This is a genomic window from Butyrivibrio sp. WCD3002 (genome assembly GCF_000424265.1).
In the GTDB taxonomy this organism is placed as follows: Bacteria; Bacillota; Clostridia; order Lachnospirales; family Lachnospiraceae; genus Butyrivibrio.
The window spans coordinates 1-18,341 of record NZ_AUJO01000032.1; the positions used below are offsets into that span (position 1 = coordinate 1).

Below are 18,341 nucleotides of genomic sequence, written 5' to 3' on the forward strand. Positions count from 1 at the left end.
ATTTTATGCTGATAAATGTCAACAATTTGAAGGTGGTATCTTGTCGTGGATGCGGTGATATTTTAGAATTATAGAGGATAATTGGAATGCCGTAGGAAATTAACAGCATCTTTATGGTATAATAAGTTTTGATTAAAAAGATTAATTTTTTAATATTATGATAGCAAGGGATGAATATGAGAAAAAGGCTTACAGCATCAGTACTTGCACTTATGATGCTTGTGGGGATTTTGGCAGTAACAGCCACTACAGTATCAGCTAAGAAAAACTTTGCAAATGATTACGGTGTATTTCTTAGCCTTAACAGTAATAAGAAGACCATGAAGAAACTGGCCGGGTACAGGACTGTAGTGATAGATGCTCAGAATGATTTTACAAAAGAAGATATACGTAAACTCAGGAAGGCAGGTCATAAGGTATACAGCTATATAAATGTCGGAGCAATTGAAAATTACAGAGACTATTACGATAACTTCAGGGATGTTATGCTCGATGTTTATGAGAACTGGGAAGATGAGCGATGGGTTGATGTATCTCAGAAGAAATGGCAGGATTTCATTCTAAATGATCTTTCAGTCAGGATTAAGGCAACAGGAGTTGACGGATTTTTTGTCGATAATGTAGATGTCTACTATATGTATAGGGACGCTGCATTTGCTCCTGATATTTACAATGGCCTTGAAATTATATTGAAGGGACTGTCCGGAAGAGGTAAGGTAATCATTAACGGAGGAGATACATTTGTATCTGAGTACTATGACAGGAACGGCTCTCTGGACGGAATACTTGATGGCGTAAATCAGGAGAGTGTTTTTACCAGTATAATCGATTACGATAAGAATAAGTTTGGTGAGAGCGACAAGGACTCTAGGGAGTATTTCACCTCGTATTTGAAAAAAGTGAAAAAGTGTAAGAAGAAGGTTTATCTTTTGGAATACACTAAAAATAAAAAGCTTAAGAAAAAGATCAGAAACTATTGTAAGAAAAAAGGATATAGCTATTATATATCCGGCAATTTAAACCTATCATAAATATCTGTAGTTTAATTACAGAGGGTAAGAGAGAGGGATATGAAAAAAATAAGTATTAGAGTATTAACACTTGGGGGATTTGGAATTGAATGTGATGGCAAAAGCCTCACACTGGGAAGGAATAAGGGATCAAAGTATATCCAGCTGATTACCAGAATCTGCGTGGCAGGTGAGGAAGGTGTCCTTAAAGAGGATCTTCAGGAGGATATCTATTCAGACGATCTTGGAGTTAAGAGTAATCTCAATAACAGTCTGAACAACCTGGTTTATCAGTTTAAGAAGGTTGCGGAGAAAGCCGGTATTCCAGGAGGAAAGCTTATTGCTATTTCTGACGGAAGATATGTGATTGATCCGGATATTGAGATCACTTCCGATATTACTCAGTTTGTACAGTTTTTCAGGGAAGCCAAAAAGCAAAAGTCCGAAAAGAAAAAGACTGAGCTTATGAAGCAGGCCTTTGATCTTTACAGGGGTGCTTTCCTTCCAGAACTCGATGATCTTTATTGGATATCAAGAAGGGCTGAGGAATACAGAACTATGTACGATGAGTGCGTAGATTATCTCGCTGCCAGGTATAAGGAGAATGAGGCGTATTCTGAAATGGCCTATGTATATCACACTGCGGCAGACATCGATAAGGACTGTGAGTGGCAGGTTGGCGAGATTGAAGCATACATGCTTTTGAGAGATTATAAGAAGGCCTATGCACTCTATGAAGAAATGGTCAGATATTATGCTGAGGAGCTTGGTGTATCACCTACCGAGAATATGCAGAGGTGCTATCAGAATCTTCAGGATTCAGCTTTTTCCGATTTGGGAATAAGTGATAAGGATGACTACATGGATCATCCAATCGGCGGAGAGCTTCTTGAGGATGAGGATAACAAACCCTATGAGTGTCTTTTCCCTGAGATGAGTGCTTCATATCATATTCTTAGTCGTAATATGGAAAGACACGGACTTACTGTATTTTTGCTGCTTCTGACTATTGCCGATTATGAGGGTAAGGAAATCAGGCAGGAGGAAAAAGCAGAAAGAAGAATGGAATCCTTGAAGGTTGCCATTAACGAGACACTTCGTCACGGCGATGCTTTCTGCAGATATTCCAGAACTCAGTATCTTGTTCTTTTGACTGGAACAGGTGTTGAGGAGTGCATGCTGGTACACAGACGTCTGCAGGACAGACTTAAGGAGCTTGCAGGTCCCAGAGCTTCACTTAATTACAGAATTATTTCATATAAAGATATAGCTGATGAAAAATAATTTTTTCTGAGGCAAAAGGTTCACACTTATTTCATATAATAGAATTTTCGAGATGATATAATTGATTTACGGGCGAGCGCATTGGGGAAATATATGGCGTGATCACCCATTTTGAGGGGGCATACGTTAGAGCTTGGAGGAATGCCCATGGCTATTGGTAATTTGGACTTAACTCAGCTCGATCGGTCATTTATGACTGATGAGCAGAAATCTCTTTTAAATGTAAGTAATATATCTCAGAAGGAAATCGAGCAACTGCTCATAATGAGAGGGCAGGTGCAGGAATTCCAGATGATGATGATGAAATATGATTGTGCTTTATCGGAAGTGAGAACCAAGCTTGAGGTTTTGAATAAAGAGCTTACACTTAGATATAACCGCAATCCTTTTGAAAACATTAAAAGCAGGATTAAAACACCGGTTAGTATTTATGAAAAGTTAAAAAGGAAAGGGGTTCCCTTTTCCCTTGAAAACATACAGGACAATATATCGGATATTGCAGGATGCAGAGCGATATGTTCTTTTGTCGATGATATTTATATGCTGGCTGACTGCCTTAAGAAACAGGATGATGTGGAGGTCCTCGTTGAGAAGGATTACATCGCCGTTCCTAAGGACAGCGGATACAGAAGCCTTCACCTTATAGTAGAGATTCCCATATTCCTTACAGACACAAAGGAATACATGAAGGTTGAGGTTCAGTTTAGAACCATAGCAATGGACTTCTGGGCAAGTCTCGAGCATAAGATGAAATATAAAAAGGATATCGAGAATGCGGAGCTTATTTCCGAAGATCTTAAGTTCAGTGCTGATCTTATAAATCAGCTCGATCGCAGAATGCAGCAGATAAGAGAACGTATTGATGCAGGTGATGGTTCGCCCTACAATATGATTCCCACAGAGGAAGAGGAGAGAGCATCTACTGAGACTTTGGAGATAATTAAAAGAGAGATTCTTGCAGAGCAGAGAGCGATGCTTGAAGAAGATGACTGATATTTTTAATATGTAGTTTCTATAATAAAAGGAAGGCAATTGAAAGCCTTCCTTTTTCGTTGTATTATGCTTTGTTATATCCGGGCGCGTGACAGCGCGCTTTGAAATTTCTATTGGGATATAGAATTATTTTGCAACCCAGCGTCCGCTTGCACCGCAGGGAAGGACAAGGCCGTTTGATTTTACGGGAAGTCCAACCTCGTCTGCTTCAACATATCCATCGTGCAGTGGATCGATGGCTGTATGGAGCATATAGGAAAGTACTGCGGGCTGCAAACCTGTTGTGTATGAATTAATAAGGAAGAAAAGAGGTTTATCTGATAAAAGTTTGGCGCTTCTGAGAATCAGATCGTAAACGCAGTCCTCTATTTTCCATATCTCGCCCTTGGGTCCTCTTCCGTAAGAAGGGGGATCCATTATTATGGCATCATAACTGTTTCCTCGTCTGAGCTCTCTGTCGACGAATTTACCGCAGTCATCCACAAGCCATCTTATAGGGGCATCGGCAAGGCCTGATGATGCAGCATTTTCTTTTGCCCACTGAACCATGCCCTTGGCAGCATCTACGTGGGTAACGGCAGCACCTGCTTTTGCGGCTGAGACCGTCGCACCACCTGTATAGGCAAACAGATTCAGTACCTTGATCGGTCTGTCAGCGTTTTTAATAAGCTCGTAGAACCAGTCCCAATTTGCAGCCTGTTCCGGGAAAAGGCCGGTGTGCTTAAAGCTGAAGGGCTTTAAATGGAAGGTAAGTTCCTTATAATTAATAGTCCATTCTTCAGGGAGATTTCTAAAATCCCATTCGCCGCCACCTTTATTACTTCTATTATAACGGGCGTTGAATTTCTTCCAGCCCATGTGTTTTTTCTCTGTGTTCCATATGACCTGGGGATCGGGACGAACCAGCATATAGTCGGCCCATCTCTCAAGCTTCTCACCGCTAGAAGTATCTATTACCTCATAGTCCTTCCAATTATCTGCAATCCACATATTTGACTCCTAAAACTAAAAATGATAAAAATAACAATATTATTATAGAAGAAATAATAATAGAAGATATGTATCCGTTTCTTCTTTCATAATATATAATAATCATGTTTTCTTCCAAATAATATAGAAGAAACATTTATAGATTTTATATAAAATATGAAAAAATGAAACAGAGCAAGCAAAATAGATTAAAAAACATCAAGTCAAAATGCTCGAAATTGCCTATTTTACGTAAAAAGTAATTAATTTTGAAAATAATGCTTGCATCAAAGAAGGAAATAGGATATATTTATCAATGCTGTGACATGATAGCTGTGAAGCGTGAGGTTGCTGCCTTATCCAGTGAGGCAGGTTTTCCGTGGAGCGAATGTCAAGAGACCGAAAAGGTCAGACAATCTGACGACAAGTCACTGTACAAACAATATGTCTGTGAAGCTTAGCGAACAGAAACGACGTGTGAAAAATTGTGAATGTGAAAGTTCATGACACACACGGGAGAGTGTACAGTCACCGCTTGTCGTACTTATCTAATTAAAGTGCGAAAAGGAGGCGACTTTTTTTATGGCAAATCAGGTAATGAGAATTACACTTAAGGCTTATGATCATCAGCTTGTTGATGCATCTGCCAAGAAGATCATCGAGACAGTCAAGAAGAACGGATCTCAGGTTAGTGGACCTGTACCGCTTCCCACTAAGAAGGAAGTAGTTACAATTCTTCGTGCGGTACACAAGTACAAGGATTCCAGAGAGCAGTTCGAGCAGAGAACACACAAGAGACTTATCGATATCATCACACCTACACCTAAGACAGTTGAGGCTCTTCAGAGATTAGAGATGCCTGCAGGTGTAAATATCAATATCAAGATGAAATAATTCATCGGTAACTAATGTTAAACCTCTACTAGTATGATGCAAGACGCATGATGCCGTGAAAACTGGAGAATTGCCAAAGTGCAATTAAAGCGACATTGCGAACGATGTAAGCATCCGCTGTAGATGTAATAAGGAGGTAAATACAATGAAGAAGGCTATCTTAGCTACGAAGATCGGTATGACACAGATCTTCAACGAAGACGGTTCACTTGTACCTGTAACTGTTCTGCAGGCAGGCCCCTGTGTAGTAACACAGATCAAGACCGTTGAGAATGATGGTTACAGTGCAGTTCAGGTTGGCTATGTTGATAAGAAAGAAAAGATCATCAACAGAGACAAGAACGGCAAGAAGACTATCGTACATGCACATGGTGTAAACAAGGCTCAGCAGGGTCACTTCAAGAAGGCTGGCGTTTCCTGCAAGAGATTCGTTCGCGAGTTTAAGTTCGAGAATGCATCTGAGTATGAGCTTGGAAGCGAGATCAAGGCTGATATCTTTGTCGCAGGCGACAAGATCGATGCTACAGCAACTTCCAAGGGTAAGGGATTCCAGGGCGCTATCAAGAAGAATGGTCAGCACAGAGGACCTATGGCCCATGGTTCCAAGTTCCACCGTCATCAGGGTTCTAACGGATCCAGTTCTGATCCGAGCCGTGTATTCAAAGGAAAAGGAATGCCTGGTCACATGGGATGCGTTAAGGTAACAGTTCAGAATCTTGAGGTTGTTCGCGTAGACGCTGATAAGAATCTGATCCTTGTAAAGGGCGCAATACCCGGACCGAAGAAGGGACTTGTAACAATCAAGGAAACTACAAAGGTTGAGGCATAAACTTTTCGAAAGGAGGAACATACAGATGGCTAACGTATCTGTTTACAATATGGAAGGCAAAGAAGTTGGCAACATCGAACTTAACGATGCCATCTTCGGAGTTGAAGTAAATGAACATCTTGTACATCTGGCAGTAGTTCAGCAGCTTGCTAACAGACGTCAGGGTACACAGAAGGCAAAGACTCGTTCCGAGGTTAGCGGAGGCGGTCGTAAGCCTTGGAGACAGAAGGGAACCGGTCATGCAAGACAGGGATCCACAAGAGCTCCTCAGTGGACAGGCGGTGGTGTAGTATTCGCACCCGCTCCGAGAGATTATTCATTCAAGATGAACCAGAAGGAGAAGAGAGTTGCTCTTAAGTCAGCACTCACTGATAAGGTTCAGACAGGTAAGCTTATCGTTCTTGACGAGCTCAAGATGGATGAGTTTAAGACAAAGAAGTTTGCAGAGGTTATGACAAACCTTAAGGCTACACGTAAGGCGCTCGTTGTTCTTGCAGATAACGATGCTAAGGTTGTTAAGTCAGCAAGCAATCTTCCTGAAGTAAAGACAGCACTTACAAATACAATCAATGTATATGATATTGTAAATGCACAGACACTCGTTCTTACAAAGGACGCAGTTGCTAAGATTGAGGAGGTGTATGCATAATGGCAGCTATTCAGTATTATGACGTAATCCTTGAGCCCGTGCTCACAGAGAAGAGCATGAACGCTATGGGTGAGAAAAAGTACACTTTCTTCGTACATCCTGAAGCTAACAAGACAATGATCAAGGAAGCTGTTGAGAAGATGTTCGATGGCGCTAAGGTTGCCAAAGTTAACACACTCAATGCTAACGGAAAGCTTAAGAGACGCGGAATGACTTACGGCAGAACTGCTAAGGTTAAGAAGGCAATCGTACAGCTTACCGAGGACAGCAAGGATATCGAGATTTTCCAGGGACTTTAATTAACCAGTAGATTATACGCACAGGATCAATCAAAGTCCGGATCCAGGCAAAAAGCCGTGCGTGATAAAAACAAAAGGAGATTATCATGGGAATTAAGAAATACGGCCCATATACACCGTCCAGAAGAAACATGACAGGTTCTGATTTCTCAGAAATCACAAAGAAGACTCCTGAGAAGAGCCTCCTCGTTTCTAAGAATTCAATTGCTGGACGTAACAACCAGGGTAAGATTACAGTAAGACATCGCGGTGGCGGTGGAAGAAGAAAATACAGAATCATCGACTTCAAGCGTTATAAAGATGAGTGCACAGCTAAGGTTATCGGTATCGAGTACGATCCTAACAGAACAGCAAACATCGCACTGCTTGAGTATGAGGATGGCACAAAGGCTTACATCCTTGCTCCTCAGGGACTTAAGGATGGCATGACAATCATGAATGGTCCTGCAGCCGAAGTTCGTATCGGTAACTGCCTCCCTCTTGCAAACATTCCTGTCGGTGAGAGCGTACACAACATCGAGCTCTATCCCGGAAGAGGTGGTCAGCTCGTTCGTTCAGCTGGTAACTCAGCTCAGCTTATGGCTAAGGAAGGTAAGTATGCAACACTTCGTCTTCCTTCTGGCGAGATGAGACTTGTTCCTATCGAGTGCCGTGCTACAATCGGTACAGTTGGTAATATCGATCACAACCTTATCAACATTGGTAAAGCTGGTCGTAAGCGCCACATGGGTATCCGTCCTACAGTTCGTGGATCAGTTATGAACCCGAATGATCACCCGCATGGTGGTGGTGAGGGTAGAGCACCTATCGGTCGTCCCGGCCCGTGCACACCTTGGGGTAAGCCTGCTCTTGGTTACAAGACACGTAAGAAGAAAAAGGCTTCTAACAAGATGATCATCAGAAGAAGAGACGGTAAGGCTATTAAATAAGCCATGTTGAGTTATTTGAGAGGAGAATGACAATGTCAAGATCACTTAAAAAGGGACCTTTCGCAGACGCAAGCCTGCTTAAGAAGATCGATGCAATGAATGCAGAGAATCAGAAGCAAATCGTTAAGACATGGTCCCGTCGTTCCACGATTTTCCCTTCCTTCGTTGGACACACAATCGCTGTTCATGACGGAAGAAAACATATTCCGGTATATGTAACGGAAGATATGGTTGGTCACAAGCTTGGTGAATTCGTTCCTACAAGAACCTATAGAGGTCATGCAGGCGCTGAGAAGAAGGGCGGAGTTCGCTAAATCGACCGGTTACAGTTTTTGAACAGTGAAAGGAGGTTATTCTATGGCTACAGCGCATAGAACCCAAGTTAAGAGAGAGAGAAATGCTCAGAAGGACAACAGACCTTCAGCAAAGTTATCTTACGCAAGAATCCCTGTTCAGAAGGCATGCTTTGTTATGGATGCCATCAGGGGTAAAGACGTTGAGACAGCACTTGCTATTTTGGAATACAATCCGAGATATGCATCAAGCGTAATTTTTAAGTTACTTAATTCTGCAATTGCTAATGCTGAGAACAATAACGGCATGAACAGAGCAAATCTGTACATTGCAGAGTGCAATGCAAGCAATGGCCCGATTATGAAGAGAATTCAGCCTAGAGCTCAGGGTAGAGCTTACAGAATTCAGAAGAAATTAAGCCATTTGACATTGATTCTGGATGAGAGATAAGAAAGGAGATAGTAAGTTCAATGGGACAGAAAGTTAATCCTCATGGCCTGAGAGTTGGCGTCATCGCAGATTGGGATTCCAAATGGTATGCAGATAATAATGAATTTGCAGACAATCTTGTTGAAGACTACAAGATCAGAAAGTTTCTGAAGAAGAAGCTTTATGCGGCAGGCATCTCCAAGATCGAAATCGAGAGAGCATCTGACCGTGTTAAGGTAATCGTTTATACAGCAAAGCCCGGCGTAGTAATCGGTAAGGGTGGCGCAGAGATCGAAGTTACTAAGAAAGAACTTTCAAAGATCACAGATAAGAAGGTTCTTGTAGATATTAAGGAAATCAAGAAGCCCGATAAGGATGCTCAGCTTGTTGCAGAGAACATCGCACAGCAGCTTGAGAACCGTGTATCATTCCGTCGTGCTATGAAGTCATGCATGAGCAGAACAATGAAGACAGATGCACAGGGTATTAAGGCTTGCTGCAGTGGTCGTCTTGGTGGTGCTGATATCGCTCGTAGCGAGTTCTACAGCGAGGGAACAATCCCGCTTCAGACACTTAGAGCAGATATTGATTATGGATTTGCTGAGGCAGATACAACCTATGGTAAGGTTGGTGTTAAGGTATGGATCTATAAGGGTGAAGTACTTCCCACCAAAGCATCCGAGAATTCAGATAAGGAAGGGAGCGATAAATAATGTTAATGCCGAAGAGAGTAAAGCATCGTAAGCAGTTCCGCGGTTCTATGGCTGGTAAGGCTACACGCGGCAACACAATCGCATACGGTGAGTATGGAATAGTAGCGCTTGAGCCCTGCTGGATTCGTTCTAATCAGATCGAGGCAGCCCGTGTCGCTATGACTCGTTTCATCAAGCGTGGCGGTCAGGTATGGATCAAGATTTTCCCTGACAAGCCTGTTACAGCAAAGCCTGCTGAAACTCGTATGGGTTCCGGTAAGGGTTCTGTAGATTACTGGGTAGCTGTTGTTAAGCCTGGACGTGTTATGTTTGAAATCGGCGGAGTCGATGAAGAGGTAGCTAGAGAGGCACTTCGTCTCGCAGTTCACAAGCTTCCTTGCAAGTGTAAGATCGTATCAAAGGCTGATTTGGAAGGCGGTGCATCCAATGAAAACTAATAAGTATGTAGAAGAGCTGAAGGCTAAGTCTGCTGAGGAACTTAATCAGGAGCTTGTATCAGCTAAAAAGGAACTTTTTAATCTGAGATTCCAGAATGCAACTAACCAGCTGGATAACACAGCAAGAATTAAAGAGGTTAGAAAGAACATTGCAAGAATTCAGACTGTTATTACACAGAATGCTGCAAAGTAATGGAATCCTGAAAGGAGATATATCGTGGAAAGAAATTTAAGAAAAACGCGTGTTGGTAAAGTAACAAGCGATAAGATGGATAAGACCATCGTTGTTTCCATCGAAGATCATGTAAAGCATCCTCTTTACAAGAAGATTGTAAAAAGAACCTATAAGCTGAAGGCTCATGATGAGAACAATGAATGTCGTATAGGTGATACAGTCAAGGTTATGGAAACAAGACCCATGTCTAAGGATAAGAGATGGAGATTGGTTCAGATTATTGAACGTGCTAAGTAATTAGCGGATGGTTTTCAGATTGTTGATTATAAAAGGAGAAATAACATGATTCAGCAGGAAAGCAGACTTAGAGTTGCTGATAACACAGGTGCTAAAGAGCTTTTAACAATCCGTGTTATGGGTGGTTCTACAAGAAGATATGCGAGAATCGGCGATGTAGTTGTTGCTTCGGTCAAAGAAGCAACACCAGGCGGCGTTGTAAAGAAGGGTGATGTTGTTAAGGCAGTTGTAGTACGTACTGTTAAAGAGACTCGCCGTAAGGATGGTTCTTACATCCGTTTTGATGAGAACGCTGCTGTTATCATCAACGATGAAGGTAACCCGAAGGGAACTCGTATTTTTGGACCCGTTGCAAGAGAGCTTCGTGATAAGAAATACATGAAGATTCTTTCTCTCGCTCCGGAAGTATTATAAGGAGGCACCGAATGTCTACAAGTAAGATTAAGAAGGGCGATACTGTTAAGGTTATCGCTGGTAAGAGCAAAGATAAAGAAGGCAAGGTACTCTCCGTTGACACAAAGAATGGTAAGGTAGTAGTAGAGGGTGCTAACATGGTAACAAAGCACACAAAGCCCTCTGCATCCAACCCCAACGGTGGTATCATTCAGCAGGAAGCTCCCATGGACATCTCCAATGTTATGTATGTTCATAAGGGAAAGGCAACACGTGTTGGTTTTAAGGTAGAGGACGGCAAGAAGGTTCGTATCGCAAAGTCAACCGGTGATGTCATTGACAAATAAGAAAGGAGGTAAGGAGCTTTGAGTAGATATAGAGATTTATACAAGGACGAGATCGTGGACGCTATGACAAAGAAGTTCGGTTACAAGAACGTTATGGAAGTTCCGAAGCTCGATAAGATCGTTATAAACATGGCTGTAGGTGAAGCTAAGGAGAACGCTAAGGTTCTTGAGAACGCTGCAAGCGATATGCAGATCATCGCTGGTCAGAAGCCTGTTTACACTAAGGCAAAGAAGTCAATCGCTAACTTCAAGATAAGAGAGGGTATGCCGATTGGATGTAAAGTAACTCTTCGTGGTGAGAAGATGTATGAGTTCTTGGATCGCCTCGTAAACCTTGCACTTCCTCGTGTCCGCGACTTCCGTGGTGTAAACCCGAACGCATTTGATGGCAGAGGTAACTATGCACTTGGTATCAAGGAGCAGCTTATCTTCCCTGAGATCGAGTATGATAAGGTAGATAAGACAAGAGGTATGGATATCATCTTCACAACAACTGCCAAGACTGATGAAGAGGCTCGTGAGCTTTTAACACTCTTCAACATGCCTTTCGCTAAGTAATTAAGGAGGAATCGAACACATGGCTAAATTATCCATGAAGGTAAAACAGCAGATGAAACCGAAGTTTTCTACACGCGGTTATAACCGTTGCAGAATCTGCGGACGTCCGCATGCTTATCTTAGAAAATACGGAATCTGCAGAATTTGTTTCCGTGAGTTAGCTTACAAGGGCGAGATCCCGGGTGTACGTAAGGCTAGTTGGTAATAAGTTAATCACTTAGAGAGGTTCTTTCGCACTTAGCGTGCCGCTTTGTTCTGATGGACAAAGAGGAAAGAACTTCCTTGTGAAATAAATGTAACATTGCGGCTTCGTGTCTCTGTGCAGACGGGCACAGTAAGGCGAAGCAATAATAGAAAATAAGGAGGCTTTTTCAAAAATGGCAATGAATGATCCTATTGCAGATATGCTTACAAGAATTCGTAATGCTAATACTGCAAAGCATGATACTGTTGACGTTCCTTCATCAAAGATGAAGCTTGCAATCGCAAACATTCTTCTTGACGAAGGTTATATCAAGAAGCTTGATGTAGTTGAAGAGAACGGATTCAAGACTCTTCACATCACACTCAAGTACGGTGCTGACAGAAATGATAGAGTCATCACTGGTCTGAAGAGAATTTCCAAGCCTGGTCTTCGTGTATACGCAGGCAGAGAGGAACTTCCGAGAGTACTTGGCGGTCTCGGAATCGCAATCATCTCTACAAACCAGGGTGTTGTAACTGATAAAAAAGCAAGAGAGCTCCAGGTTGGTGGCGAAGTTCTTGCATTCGTTTGGTAAATTGGAGGTACGGGCATGTCACGAATTGGAAAAATGCCAATCGCAGTTCCTGCTGGTGTAACAGTAGAAGTTGCAGAAAATAATAAGGTGACTGTTAAAGGTCCTAAGGGCACTCTTGAGAGAGTTTTCCCTGCAGAGATGCAGTTCGAACAGAAAGATGGTCAGATCGAAGTTAAGAGACCTGACGATCAGAAGAAGACAAGAGCTCTTCACGGACTTTCAAGAAGTCTTCTGAACAACATGGTTGTTGGTGTAACAGATGGCTATGAGAAGAAACTTGAAGTTAATGGTGTAGGTTATAGAGCAGCAAAGAGCGGCAAGAAACTCACCTTGACCCTTGGATATTCACATCCTGTTGAACTCGAGGATCCTGAAGGAATCGAGACAGTAGTTGATGGTAACGCTATCATCGTCAAGGGTATAGACAAAGAAAAGGTTGGCCAGTTTGCAGCAATTATCAGAGAGAAGAGAGCTCCTGAGCCGTATAAGGGCAAGGGAATCAAGTATTCTGATGAAGTTATCCGCCGCAAGGTTGGTAAGACCGGTAAGAAGTAAGAGATAAGGAGAGTAAAAAATGGTTAGTAAAGAATCCAGACAGAAAAGTCGCGAAAAGAAGCATCTGAGAATTCGCAATCGTTTCAGCGGCACTGCTGAAAGACCGCGTCTTGCAGTTTTCAGAAGTAATAATCATATGTATGCTCAGGTTATCGATGATGTTGCCGGTAAGACACTTGTTTCTGCTTCCACACTTGAGAAGGACATTAAGTCAGCTCTGAAGGCTACAGATAATGTTGATGCAGCTGCATATATTGGTGATGTTGTTGCTAAGAGAGCAATGGAAAAAGGTATCAAAGCTGTTGTTTTCGACAGAGGCGGTTACATCTACCATGGTAAAGTAGCAGCGCTTGCTGATGCAGCTAGAAAAGCAGGCTTAGAATTCTAAGGAAGGGAGAAAGATAATGAAGCGTACAATCGTTGATGCAAGTCAGCTTGAATTAACAGATAAAGTCGTTACCATTAAGCGAGTTACAAAGGTAGTTAAGGGTGGACGTAACATGAAGTTCACAGCACTCGTTGTAGTTGGTGACGGAAACGGTCACGTTGGTGTAGGTCTTGGTAAGTCAACTGAAATACCTGATGCTATTCGTAAGGGTAAGGAGGATGCTACAAAGAACCTCATCACAGTACCGCTTGATGAGAACAACAGTATCACACATGATTTCGTTGGTAAGTTCGGTTCCGCAGAGGTTCTGCTTAAGAGATCTCCTGAAGGTACTGGTATCATCGCTGGTGGTCCTGCACGTTCTGTATGTGAGCTTGCTGGAATCAAGAACATCCGTACAAAGTCACTTGGTTCTAACAACAAGCAGAATGTAGTTTATGCAACCATCAATGGTCTTGCAAACCTTAAGACACCCGAAGAAGTTGCTCAGAAGCGTGGTAAGTCTGTAGAAGAAGTTATCGCGTAAGTAGTAAGCAACATCTAGTAAAGGAGAAAATCAATGGCAGCTAAAAATGAAAGTGGAAAAAAGCTTAAAATCACATTGGTTAAGTCCACTATTGGTGCTGTTCCGAAGCAGGTTGCTACGGTAAAATCAATGGGATTTAAGAAACTTAACAGCAGTGTTGAACTGCCGGATAACTCTGCAACAAGAGGTCAGATCCAGCAGATAAGACACCTTGTTAAAGTCGAAGAACTGGACTAATTTAAGGAGGAAAATCATGGAATTATCAAATTTGAGACCTGCTGAGGGTTCTGTTCAGAGTGACAATTTCAGAAGAGGCCGCGGTCATGGTTCAGGAAATGGAAAGACCGCTGGTAAAGGACACAAAGGACAGAAGGCTCGTTCAGGTGCTCCGAGACCCGGATTTGAAGGTGGTCAGATGCCCCTGTTCCGTCGTCTTCCTAAGAGAGGCTTTAAGAACATCAATTCTAAGCATATCGTAGCTGTAAATGTAAGTTCACTTGAGTGCTTTGACAACGATAGCGTTGTTGATGTACAGGCACTTAAGGATAAGGGCATCATCAAGCATGAGTATGATGGTGTTAAGATACTTGGAAACGGTGAATTTACCAAAAAGCTTACGGTTAAGGTAAATGCATATAGTGCATCTGCTAAGGAGAAGATCGAAGCTCTTGGGGGAACGGCAGAGGTGATTTAATGTTCACGACCATTAAGAATGCATTCAAAATCAAAGATATCAGAATGAAATTATTGTTCACCTTCTTTATGTTATTGGTGATCAGATTAGGATCAGCTATACCGGTACCTGGAATGAACGTTTCAGTGTTCCAGGACTGGTTCAAAGAGCTGTCTGAAAATAATGCTTTTGGTTTTATGGATCGATTTACAGGTGGTTCATTTGAGAATATGTCAATCCTGGCACTCAATATCACACCTTATATCACATCATCCATTATTATCCAGCTTCTCACGATTGCTATTCCGAAGTTCGAGGAATGGCAGCGTGACGGAGAGGATGGTAGAAAAAAGCTTGCAGCACTTACAAGATATATCACTGTAGTGCTTGCGCTTATCGAGTCAGTTGCTATGGCAATTGGCTTCTACAGAAGTGGCTTCCTTGTAGAGAAGTCACCTCTCTATGTAGTTGAGATTGTTGCTGCGCTTACAGCCGGCAGTGCATTCCTTATGTGGATTGGCGAGCGCATTACGGATAATGGTGTTGGTAATGGTATTTCTATAGTACTTACTATCAACATTATTTCCAGAATGCCATCCGATTTAAGTAGCTTGTTTACGCAGTTTGTAACAGGCAAGAGCATTGCAAAAGGGGTTGTATCGGCAATCATTATTGTTGCAATTATTGTAGCAATGGTTGTTCTGGTTGTTCTTCTGAACGGTGCAGAGCGTAGAATCCCGGTACAGTATGCTAAAAAGATACAGGGCAGAAGAACCTATGGTGGTAATCATTCAGAGATTCCTCTTAAGGTTAATACCGCAGGTGTTATGCCTATTATCTTTGCTATGTCACTGTTCCAGTTCCCTATAATCATTTCACAGCTTGTAGGATACAAAGGAACAGGCGCATGGAGCGAGATACTTAAGTATCTCAATCAGAGCTATTGGTGTGAACCTGCCAATCTTAAATATTCGATTGGACTTGTAGTATATGTATTGCTTTTAATATTCTTTGCATATTTCTACACATCAATAACATTCAATCCGTTAGAGATTGCTGATAATATGAAAAAGCAGGGTGGATTTATTCCCGGCATTCGTCCCGGAAAGCCCACTAGCGATTATTTAACAAACATTCTGAATTACATCATCTTTATCGGTGCTATAGGACTTACCATTATTGGTGTTCTTCCGATATTCTTCAATGGTGTATTCGGAGCTAACGTATCATTCGGTGGTACGAGCCTTATCATTGTTGTAAGTGTTATTCTTGAAACGGTGAAGCAGATTGAATCACAGATGTTGGTACGTAATTATAAAGGCTTTTTAGACGATTAAAAACATGAGAGGTTTAGGGATTTGCAACTGCTTATCTTTGAACCTCTTGTTGTACTTTATTAAAACCTAACCATATATGAGAAGGGAGAATTGGTAATGAAGATTATCATGTTAGGGGCGCCTGGTGCCGGAAAAGGAACACAGGCAAAAATGATAGCAGAAAAGTATAAGGTTCCGCATGTATCTACCGGAGATATTTTCAGAGCAAATATCAAAAACGGAACAGAGCTTGGTAAGAAAGCTAAGGAATATATGGATAAGGGACAGCTTGTTCCTGATGAGCTTACAGTTGAGATCCTTCTTGACAGAGTAGCTCAGGAAGACTGCAAGAACGGATATGTTCTTGATGGATTCCCGCGTACAATTCCTCAGGCTGACGTTCTTGATAAAGAGCTTACAAAGCTTGGTGACAAGGTAGATTATGCTATAAATGTTGATGTTCCTGATGAGAATATCGTTCGCAGAATGTCCGGAAGAAGAGCATGCCTTAAGTGCGGTGCTACTTACCATATTGAGCATATTCCTCCGAAGCAGGAAGGAATTTGTGATGTTTGTGGTAGCGAACTCGTTCAGAGAGATGACGACAAGCCTGAAACAGTTCAGAATCGTCTCAGCGTTTACCATGAGCAGACACAGCCTTTGATCGACTACTACAATGAGAAGGGTATCTTAAAGTCAGTAGACGGAACAAAGGATATGCAGGAAGTATTCAGTGAAATAACAGGTATTCTTGGTTAATTCAATCTGAGGTAATAGGAATGCCGGTTACGATTAAGTCACAAGAAGAATTGAACCTCATGAGAGAGTCAGGACATTTACTGGCGCAGGTTCATGAAGAACTGCATGAAGCACTCAGACCCGGGATTTCAACCCTTGAACTAGATGTTATTGGAGAGGAAGCTATACGCAGACTCGGAGGTATCCCTAATTGTAAAGACTACGAGGGATACCCGGCATCAGTTTGTATATCAGTAAATGATGAAGTGGTTCATGGGATACCCAAAGCTGAGACTATCCTGAAGGAAGGCGATATTGTCACCTTTGATACAGGGCTTATTTATAAAGGTTATCATTCAGACGCAGCAAGAACATGGGGCGTAGGGAAAATTTCCGAAGAAGCAAATAAGCTTATAGAAGTGACAAAGCAAAGCTTTTTCGAAGGAATAAAGTATGCTAAAGCAGGTGGAAGACTTTACGATATATCTAGAGCAATTCACAGATATATCAAGCCTTATGGATATGGTATAGTAAGAGAATTGACAGGCCATGGAATAGGAAAAGAGCTTCATGAGGAGCCGTATGTTCCTAATTTCTGGAAATTCACACGCGGACCTGTCCTGCAACCTGGAATGACATTATGCGTAGAGCCCATGATCACAATGGGTAAGCGTAAAATTGCTTTTCTGGATGATGAGTGGACAGTAGTTACCATGGATGGTTCCCTGGCAGCGCATTATGAGAATACCATAGCCATCACTCCTGATGGAGAGCCCGAGATATTAACAATGATTTAAGTGAACATGCAACAGTAATAAGATTTTAAAAGTGAGGTAAAAATGTCTAAAGCAGATGTAATTGAAATTGAAGGAAAGGTAGTTGAGAAACTTCCTAACACTATGTTTAAGGTTGAGCTTGAGAACGGACATGTTGTTCTTGCACATATCAGTGGTAAGCTCAGACAGAATTTCATCCGTATTCTCCCCGGTGATAAGGTAACAATGGAGCTTTCACCCTATGATCTTTCAAAGGGAAGAATTATTTGGAGAGATAAATAATTACCTTATAAAATAGTACTTGTAAATGAACTCTATATATGTTATGATTGAATGCGGTCGTTTTTAAGGGTATAAGTATGCCCTTTTATTCGCGTATATATACCAGAAAGGAGTTACAAATGAAAGTTAGGTCTTCTGTTAAGCCTATGTGCGAAAAGTGCAAGGTTATTAAGAGAAAAGGCGTTATTCGTGTAATTTGCGAAAACCCTAAGCACAAACAGAGACAGGGCTGATTCGAGTCATTTGACATTACTTTTTGATACCAATGTGTATTGGAAAGATCGGATTAACTTCTGTCCGATTGGGCTGATTATTCGCCCCAATCAAACAAGTAACATTAATATGGAAATGTAGTATTTCCGCGAACAAATTTTTTTATTTAATGGAGGAAAATTAAAATGGCTCGTATTGCAGGTGTTGATTTACCTAGAGATAAGCGAGTTGAGATTGGTCTTACATACATTTATGGAATTGGAAGAACAAGCTCAAACAAAATTCTTGAGGCTGCAAAAGTAAACCCGGACACACGTGTTCGTGATCTTACAGATGATGAAGTAAAGAGAATCGCAGAGATTATCGGTAATGATTATGAAGTAGAAGGTGATCTTAGAAGAGAAATCGCTATGAACATCAAGCGTCTTTCAGAGATCGGATGCTACAGAGGAATTCGTCACAGAAGAGGACTTCCTGTTCGTGGTCAGAGAACAAAGACCAATGCTAGAACAAGAAAAGGTCCTAAGAGAACAATCGCTAATAAGAAGAAGTAATTTTTCTTATTATATAGTAACTAAAGAATATTCAATAGGAAG

The 18,341-nt window shown here is 41.7% G+C and carries 31 protein-coding genes; 30 read left to right on the top strand and 1 reads right to left on the bottom strand.

Features of this window, described 5'->3' with window-relative positions:
• Positions 1 to 176: 176 nt before the first annotated feature.
• From G608_RS0116625 to G608_RS21620, 3 genes are all read left to right on the top strand, one after another.
• A complete protein-coding gene (locus G608_RS0116625) occupies positions 177 to 1,031 on the top strand; it encodes an endo alpha-1,4 polygalactosaminidase (RefSeq protein WP_035796037.1) in 855 nt (284 codons plus the stop codon).
• A 39-nt stretch (positions 1,032 to 1,070) separates the two neighbouring features.
• Complete coding sequence (locus G608_RS0116630; protein WP_026496956.1) at positions 1,071 to 2,294, top strand: AfsR/SARP family transcriptional regulator; 1,224 nt, start codon at positions 1,071 to 1,073, stop codon at positions 2,292 to 2,294.
• Between the two features lie 147 nt (positions 2,295 to 2,441).
• Positions 2,442 to 3,287, top strand: coding sequence for a GTP pyrophosphokinase (locus G608_RS21620; protein WP_081677482.1), 846 nt, complete (start codon positions 2,442 to 2,444; stop codon positions 3,285 to 3,287).
• A gap of 126 nt (positions 3,288 to 3,413) precedes the next feature.
• Here G608_RS21620 and G608_RS0116640 read toward each other — a convergent pair whose 3' ends face one another.
• Entirely contained in the window at positions 3,414 to 4,277 is an 864-nt protein-coding gene (locus tag G608_RS0116640) for a class I SAM-dependent methyltransferase (protein WP_026496957.1), read from the bottom strand.
• A 561-nt stretch (positions 4,278 to 4,838) separates the two neighbouring features.
• Here G608_RS0116640 and rpsJ point away from each other — a divergent pair.
• From rpsJ to rpsM, 27 genes are all read left to right on the top strand, one after another.
• Entirely contained in the window at positions 4,839 to 5,150 is a 312-nt protein-coding gene (rpsJ, locus tag G608_RS0116650; RefSeq protein ID WP_022761340.1) for a 30S ribosomal protein S10, read from the top strand.
• Positions 5,151 to 5,295: 145 nt separating this feature from the next.
• Positions 5,296 to 5,979 (top strand): 50S ribosomal protein L3, encoded by a 684-nt coding sequence (rplC, locus tag G608_RS0116655; RefSeq protein WP_026496958.1) that lies wholly within the window; start codon positions 5,296 to 5,298, stop codon positions 5,977 to 5,979.
• A gap of 25 nt (positions 5,980 to 6,004) precedes the next feature.
• On the top strand, positions 6,005 to 6,628 hold the full coding sequence (gene rplD, locus G608_RS0116660; RefSeq protein ID WP_026496959.1) for a 50S ribosomal protein L4: 624 nt from the start codon (positions 6,005 to 6,007) through the stop codon (positions 6,626 to 6,628).
• Positions 6,628 to 6,927, top strand: a complete 300-nt coding sequence (rplW, locus tag G608_RS0116665; protein ID WP_026496960.1) for a 50S ribosomal protein L23 — start codon at positions 6,628 to 6,630, stop codon at positions 6,925 to 6,927. The genes rplD and rplW overlap by 1 nt, the downstream gene beginning before the upstream one ends.
• Positions 6,928 to 7,013: 86 nt before the next feature.
• Entirely contained in the window at positions 7,014 to 7,856 is an 843-nt protein-coding gene (gene rplB, locus G608_RS0116670) for a 50S ribosomal protein L2 (RefSeq protein WP_026496961.1), read from the top strand.
• A gap of 32 nt (positions 7,857 to 7,888) precedes the next feature.
• On the top strand, positions 7,889 to 8,170 hold the full coding sequence (gene rpsS, locus G608_RS0116675; protein WP_022761335.1) for a 30S ribosomal protein S19: 282 nt from the start codon (positions 7,889 to 7,891) through the stop codon (positions 8,168 to 8,170).
• A 43-nt stretch (positions 8,171 to 8,213) separates the two neighbouring features.
• Positions 8,214 to 8,600: a 50S ribosomal protein L22 gene (gene rplV, locus G608_RS21625; protein ID WP_035793715.1), complete on the top strand. Its 387-nt coding sequence runs from the start codon at positions 8,214 to 8,216 to the stop codon at positions 8,598 to 8,600.
• 20 nt (positions 8,601 to 8,620) lie between these two features.
• Positions 8,621 to 9,292, top strand: coding sequence for a 30S ribosomal protein S3 (rpsC, locus tag G608_RS0116685; RefSeq protein ID WP_026496963.1), 672 nt, complete (start codon positions 8,621 to 8,623; stop codon positions 9,290 to 9,292).
• A complete protein-coding gene (gene rplP, locus G608_RS0116690) occupies positions 9,292 to 9,729 on the top strand; it encodes a 50S ribosomal protein L16 (protein ID WP_026496964.1) in 438 nt (145 codons plus the stop codon). The genes rpsC and rplP overlap by 1 nt, the downstream gene beginning before the upstream one ends.
• Positions 9,719 to 9,922, top strand: coding sequence for a 50S ribosomal protein L29 (rpmC, locus tag G608_RS0116695; RefSeq protein ID WP_026496965.1), 204 nt, complete (start codon positions 9,719 to 9,721; stop codon positions 9,920 to 9,922). Before rplP ends, rpmC begins: the two co-directional genes overlap by 11 nt.
• Positions 9,923 to 9,946: 24 nt before the next feature.
• Complete coding sequence (gene rpsQ / locus G608_RS0116700; protein ID WP_026496966.1) at positions 9,947 to 10,201, top strand: 30S ribosomal protein S17; 255 nt, start codon at positions 9,947 to 9,949, stop codon at positions 10,199 to 10,201.
• 45 nt (positions 10,202 to 10,246) lie between these two features.
• Positions 10,247 to 10,615 carry a 50S ribosomal protein L14 gene (rplN, locus tag G608_RS0116705; protein ID WP_026493610.1) on the top strand — a complete coding sequence of 123 codons (369 nt, stop codon included), beginning with the start codon at positions 10,247 to 10,249 and terminating at the stop codon, positions 10,613 to 10,615.
• Positions 10,616 to 10,626: 11 nt separating this feature from the next.
• Entirely contained in the window at positions 10,627 to 10,941 is a 315-nt protein-coding gene (rplX, locus tag G608_RS0116710; RefSeq protein ID WP_026496967.1) for a 50S ribosomal protein L24, read from the top strand.
• Positions 10,942 to 10,959: 18 nt separating this feature from the next.
• Positions 10,960 to 11,499 carry a 50S ribosomal protein L5 gene (gene rplE, locus G608_RS0116715; protein ID WP_026496968.1) on the top strand — a complete coding sequence of 180 codons (540 nt, stop codon included), beginning with the start codon at positions 10,960 to 10,962 and terminating at the stop codon, positions 11,497 to 11,499.
• 19 nt (positions 11,500 to 11,518) lie between these two features.
• Complete coding sequence (locus G608_RS0116720) at positions 11,519 to 11,704, top strand: type Z 30S ribosomal protein S14 (RefSeq protein WP_026496969.1); 186 nt, start codon at positions 11,519 to 11,521, stop codon at positions 11,702 to 11,704.
• A 172-nt stretch (positions 11,705 to 11,876) separates the two neighbouring features.
• On the top strand, positions 11,877 to 12,278 hold the full coding sequence (rpsH, locus tag G608_RS0116725) for a 30S ribosomal protein S8 (RefSeq protein ID WP_026496970.1): 402 nt from the start codon (positions 11,877 to 11,879) through the stop codon (positions 12,276 to 12,278).
• Positions 12,279 to 12,293: 15 nt separating this feature from the next.
• A complete protein-coding gene (rplF, locus tag G608_RS0116730; protein ID WP_026496971.1) occupies positions 12,294 to 12,833 on the top strand; it encodes a 50S ribosomal protein L6 in 540 nt (179 codons plus the stop codon).
• A gap of 19 nt (positions 12,834 to 12,852) precedes the next feature.
• The gene (gene rplR / locus G608_RS0116735) at positions 12,853 to 13,221 is read left to right on the top strand and encodes a 50S ribosomal protein L18 (protein ID WP_026496972.1); all 369 of its coding nucleotides are present in this window, start codon (positions 12,853 to 12,855) and stop codon (positions 13,219 to 13,221) included.
• A 16-nt stretch (positions 13,222 to 13,237) separates the two neighbouring features.
• Positions 13,238 to 13,747, top strand: coding sequence for a 30S ribosomal protein S5 (gene rpsE, locus G608_RS0116740; protein ID WP_026496973.1), 510 nt, complete (start codon positions 13,238 to 13,240; stop codon positions 13,745 to 13,747).
• A 33-nt stretch (positions 13,748 to 13,780) separates the two neighbouring features.
• Complete coding sequence (rpmD, locus tag G608_RS0116745; RefSeq protein ID WP_026496974.1) at positions 13,781 to 13,984, top strand: 50S ribosomal protein L30; 204 nt, start codon at positions 13,781 to 13,783, stop codon at positions 13,982 to 13,984.
• Between the two features lie 16 nt (positions 13,985 to 14,000).
• Positions 14,001 to 14,441: a 50S ribosomal protein L15 gene (rplO, locus tag G608_RS0116750; protein WP_026496975.1), complete on the top strand. Its 441-nt coding sequence runs from the start codon at positions 14,001 to 14,003 to the stop codon at positions 14,439 to 14,441.
• Positions 14,441 to 15,757 carry a preprotein translocase subunit SecY gene (secY, locus tag G608_RS0116755; RefSeq protein WP_026496976.1) on the top strand — a complete coding sequence of 439 codons (1,317 nt, stop codon included), beginning with the start codon at positions 14,441 to 14,443 and terminating at the stop codon, positions 15,755 to 15,757. The genes rplO and secY overlap by 1 nt, the downstream gene beginning before the upstream one ends.
• Before the next feature lie 96 nt (positions 15,758 to 15,853).
• The gene (locus G608_RS0116760; RefSeq protein ID WP_026496977.1) at positions 15,854 to 16,495 is read left to right on the top strand and encodes an adenylate kinase; all 642 of its coding nucleotides are present in this window, start codon (positions 15,854 to 15,856) and stop codon (positions 16,493 to 16,495) included.
• 20 nt (positions 16,496 to 16,515) lie between these two features.
• Positions 16,516 to 17,271, top strand: coding sequence for a type I methionyl aminopeptidase (map, locus tag G608_RS0116765; protein ID WP_026496978.1), 756 nt, complete (start codon positions 16,516 to 16,518; stop codon positions 17,269 to 17,271).
• Between the two features lie 42 nt (positions 17,272 to 17,313).
• On the top strand, positions 17,314 to 17,532 hold the full coding sequence (gene infA / locus G608_RS0116770; protein ID WP_026496979.1) for a translation initiation factor IF-1: 219 nt from the start codon (positions 17,314 to 17,316) through the stop codon (positions 17,530 to 17,532).
• A 119-nt stretch (positions 17,533 to 17,651) separates the two neighbouring features.
• Positions 17,652 to 17,765: a 50S ribosomal protein L36 gene (gene rpmJ, locus G608_RS0116775; protein ID WP_022754357.1), complete on the top strand. Its 114-nt coding sequence runs from the start codon at positions 17,652 to 17,654 to the stop codon at positions 17,763 to 17,765.
• Between the two features lie 165 nt (positions 17,766 to 17,930).
• Positions 17,931 to 18,299 (top strand): 30S ribosomal protein S13, encoded by a 369-nt coding sequence (gene rpsM, locus G608_RS0116780; protein ID WP_026496980.1) that lies wholly within the window; start codon positions 17,931 to 17,933, stop codon positions 18,297 to 18,299.
• Positions 18,300 to 18,341 lie beyond the last annotated feature (42 nt).

Coding starts and splice junctions, on each gene's coding strand:
- G608_RS0116625 (WP_035796037.1), top strand. CDS start 177: ATGAGAAAAAGGCTTACAGCATCAGTACTTGCACTTATGATGCTTGTG.
- G608_RS0116630 (WP_026496956.1), top strand. CDS start 1,071: ATGAAAAAAATAAGTATTAGAGTATTAACACTTGGGGGATTTGGAATT.
- G608_RS21620 (WP_081677482.1), top strand. CDS start 2,442: ATGGCTATTGGTAATTTGGACTTAACTCAGCTCGATCGGTCATTTATG.
- G608_RS0116640 (WP_026496957.1), bottom strand. CDS start 4,277: ATGTGGATTGCAGATAATTGGAAGGACTATGAGGTAATAGATACTTCT.
- rpsJ (WP_022761340.1), top strand. CDS start 4,839: ATGGCAAATCAGGTAATGAGAATTACACTTAAGGCTTATGATCATCAG.
- rplC (WP_026496958.1), top strand. CDS start 5,296: ATGAAGAAGGCTATCTTAGCTACGAAGATCGGTATGACACAGATCTTC.
- rplD (WP_026496959.1), top strand. CDS start 6,005: ATGGCTAACGTATCTGTTTACAATATGGAAGGCAAAGAAGTTGGCAAC.
- rplW (WP_026496960.1), top strand. CDS start 6,628: ATGGCAGCTATTCAGTATTATGACGTAATCCTTGAGCCCGTGCTCACA.
- rplB (WP_026496961.1), top strand. CDS start 7,014: ATGGGAATTAAGAAATACGGCCCATATACACCGTCCAGAAGAAACATG.
- rpsS (WP_022761335.1), top strand. CDS start 7,889: ATGTCAAGATCACTTAAAAAGGGACCTTTCGCAGACGCAAGCCTGCTT.
- rplV (WP_035793715.1), top strand. CDS start 8,214: ATGGCTACAGCGCATAGAACCCAAGTTAAGAGAGAGAGAAATGCTCAG.
- rpsC (WP_026496963.1), top strand. CDS start 8,621: ATGGGACAGAAAGTTAATCCTCATGGCCTGAGAGTTGGCGTCATCGCA.
- rplP (WP_026496964.1), top strand. CDS start 9,292: ATGTTAATGCCGAAGAGAGTAAAGCATCGTAAGCAGTTCCGCGGTTCT.
- rpmC (WP_026496965.1), top strand. CDS start 9,719: ATGAAAACTAATAAGTATGTAGAAGAGCTGAAGGCTAAGTCTGCTGAG.
- rplN (WP_026493610.1), top strand. CDS start 10,247: ATGATTCAGCAGGAAAGCAGACTTAGAGTTGCTGATAACACAGGTGCT.
- rplX (WP_026496967.1), top strand. CDS start 10,627: ATGTCTACAAGTAAGATTAAGAAGGGCGATACTGTTAAGGTTATCGCT.
- G608_RS0116720 (WP_026496969.1), top strand. CDS start 11,519: ATGGCTAAATTATCCATGAAGGTAAAACAGCAGATGAAACCGAAGTTT.
- rpsH (WP_026496970.1), top strand. CDS start 11,877: ATGGCAATGAATGATCCTATTGCAGATATGCTTACAAGAATTCGTAAT.
- rplF (WP_026496971.1), top strand. CDS start 12,294: ATGTCACGAATTGGAAAAATGCCAATCGCAGTTCCTGCTGGTGTAACA.
- rplR (WP_026496972.1), top strand. CDS start 12,853: ATGGTTAGTAAAGAATCCAGACAGAAAAGTCGCGAAAAGAAGCATCTG.
- rpsE (WP_026496973.1), top strand. CDS start 13,238: ATGAAGCGTACAATCGTTGATGCAAGTCAGCTTGAATTAACAGATAAA.
- rpmD (WP_026496974.1), top strand. CDS start 13,781: ATGGCAGCTAAAAATGAAAGTGGAAAAAAGCTTAAAATCACATTGGTT.
- rplO (WP_026496975.1), top strand. CDS start 14,001: ATGGAATTATCAAATTTGAGACCTGCTGAGGGTTCTGTTCAGAGTGAC.
- secY (WP_026496976.1), top strand. CDS start 14,441: ATGTTCACGACCATTAAGAATGCATTCAAAATCAAAGATATCAGAATG.
- G608_RS0116760 (WP_026496977.1), top strand. CDS start 15,854: ATGAAGATTATCATGTTAGGGGCGCCTGGTGCCGGAAAAGGAACACAG.
- map (WP_026496978.1), top strand. CDS start 16,516: ATGCCGGTTACGATTAAGTCACAAGAAGAATTGAACCTCATGAGAGAG.
- infA (WP_026496979.1), top strand. CDS start 17,314: ATGTCTAAAGCAGATGTAATTGAAATTGAAGGAAAGGTAGTTGAGAAA.
- rpmJ (WP_022754357.1), top strand. CDS start 17,652: ATGAAAGTTAGGTCTTCTGTTAAGCCTATGTGCGAAAAGTGCAAGGTT.
- rpsM (WP_026496980.1), top strand. CDS start 17,931: ATGGCTCGTATTGCAGGTGTTGATTTACCTAGAGATAAGCGAGTTGAG.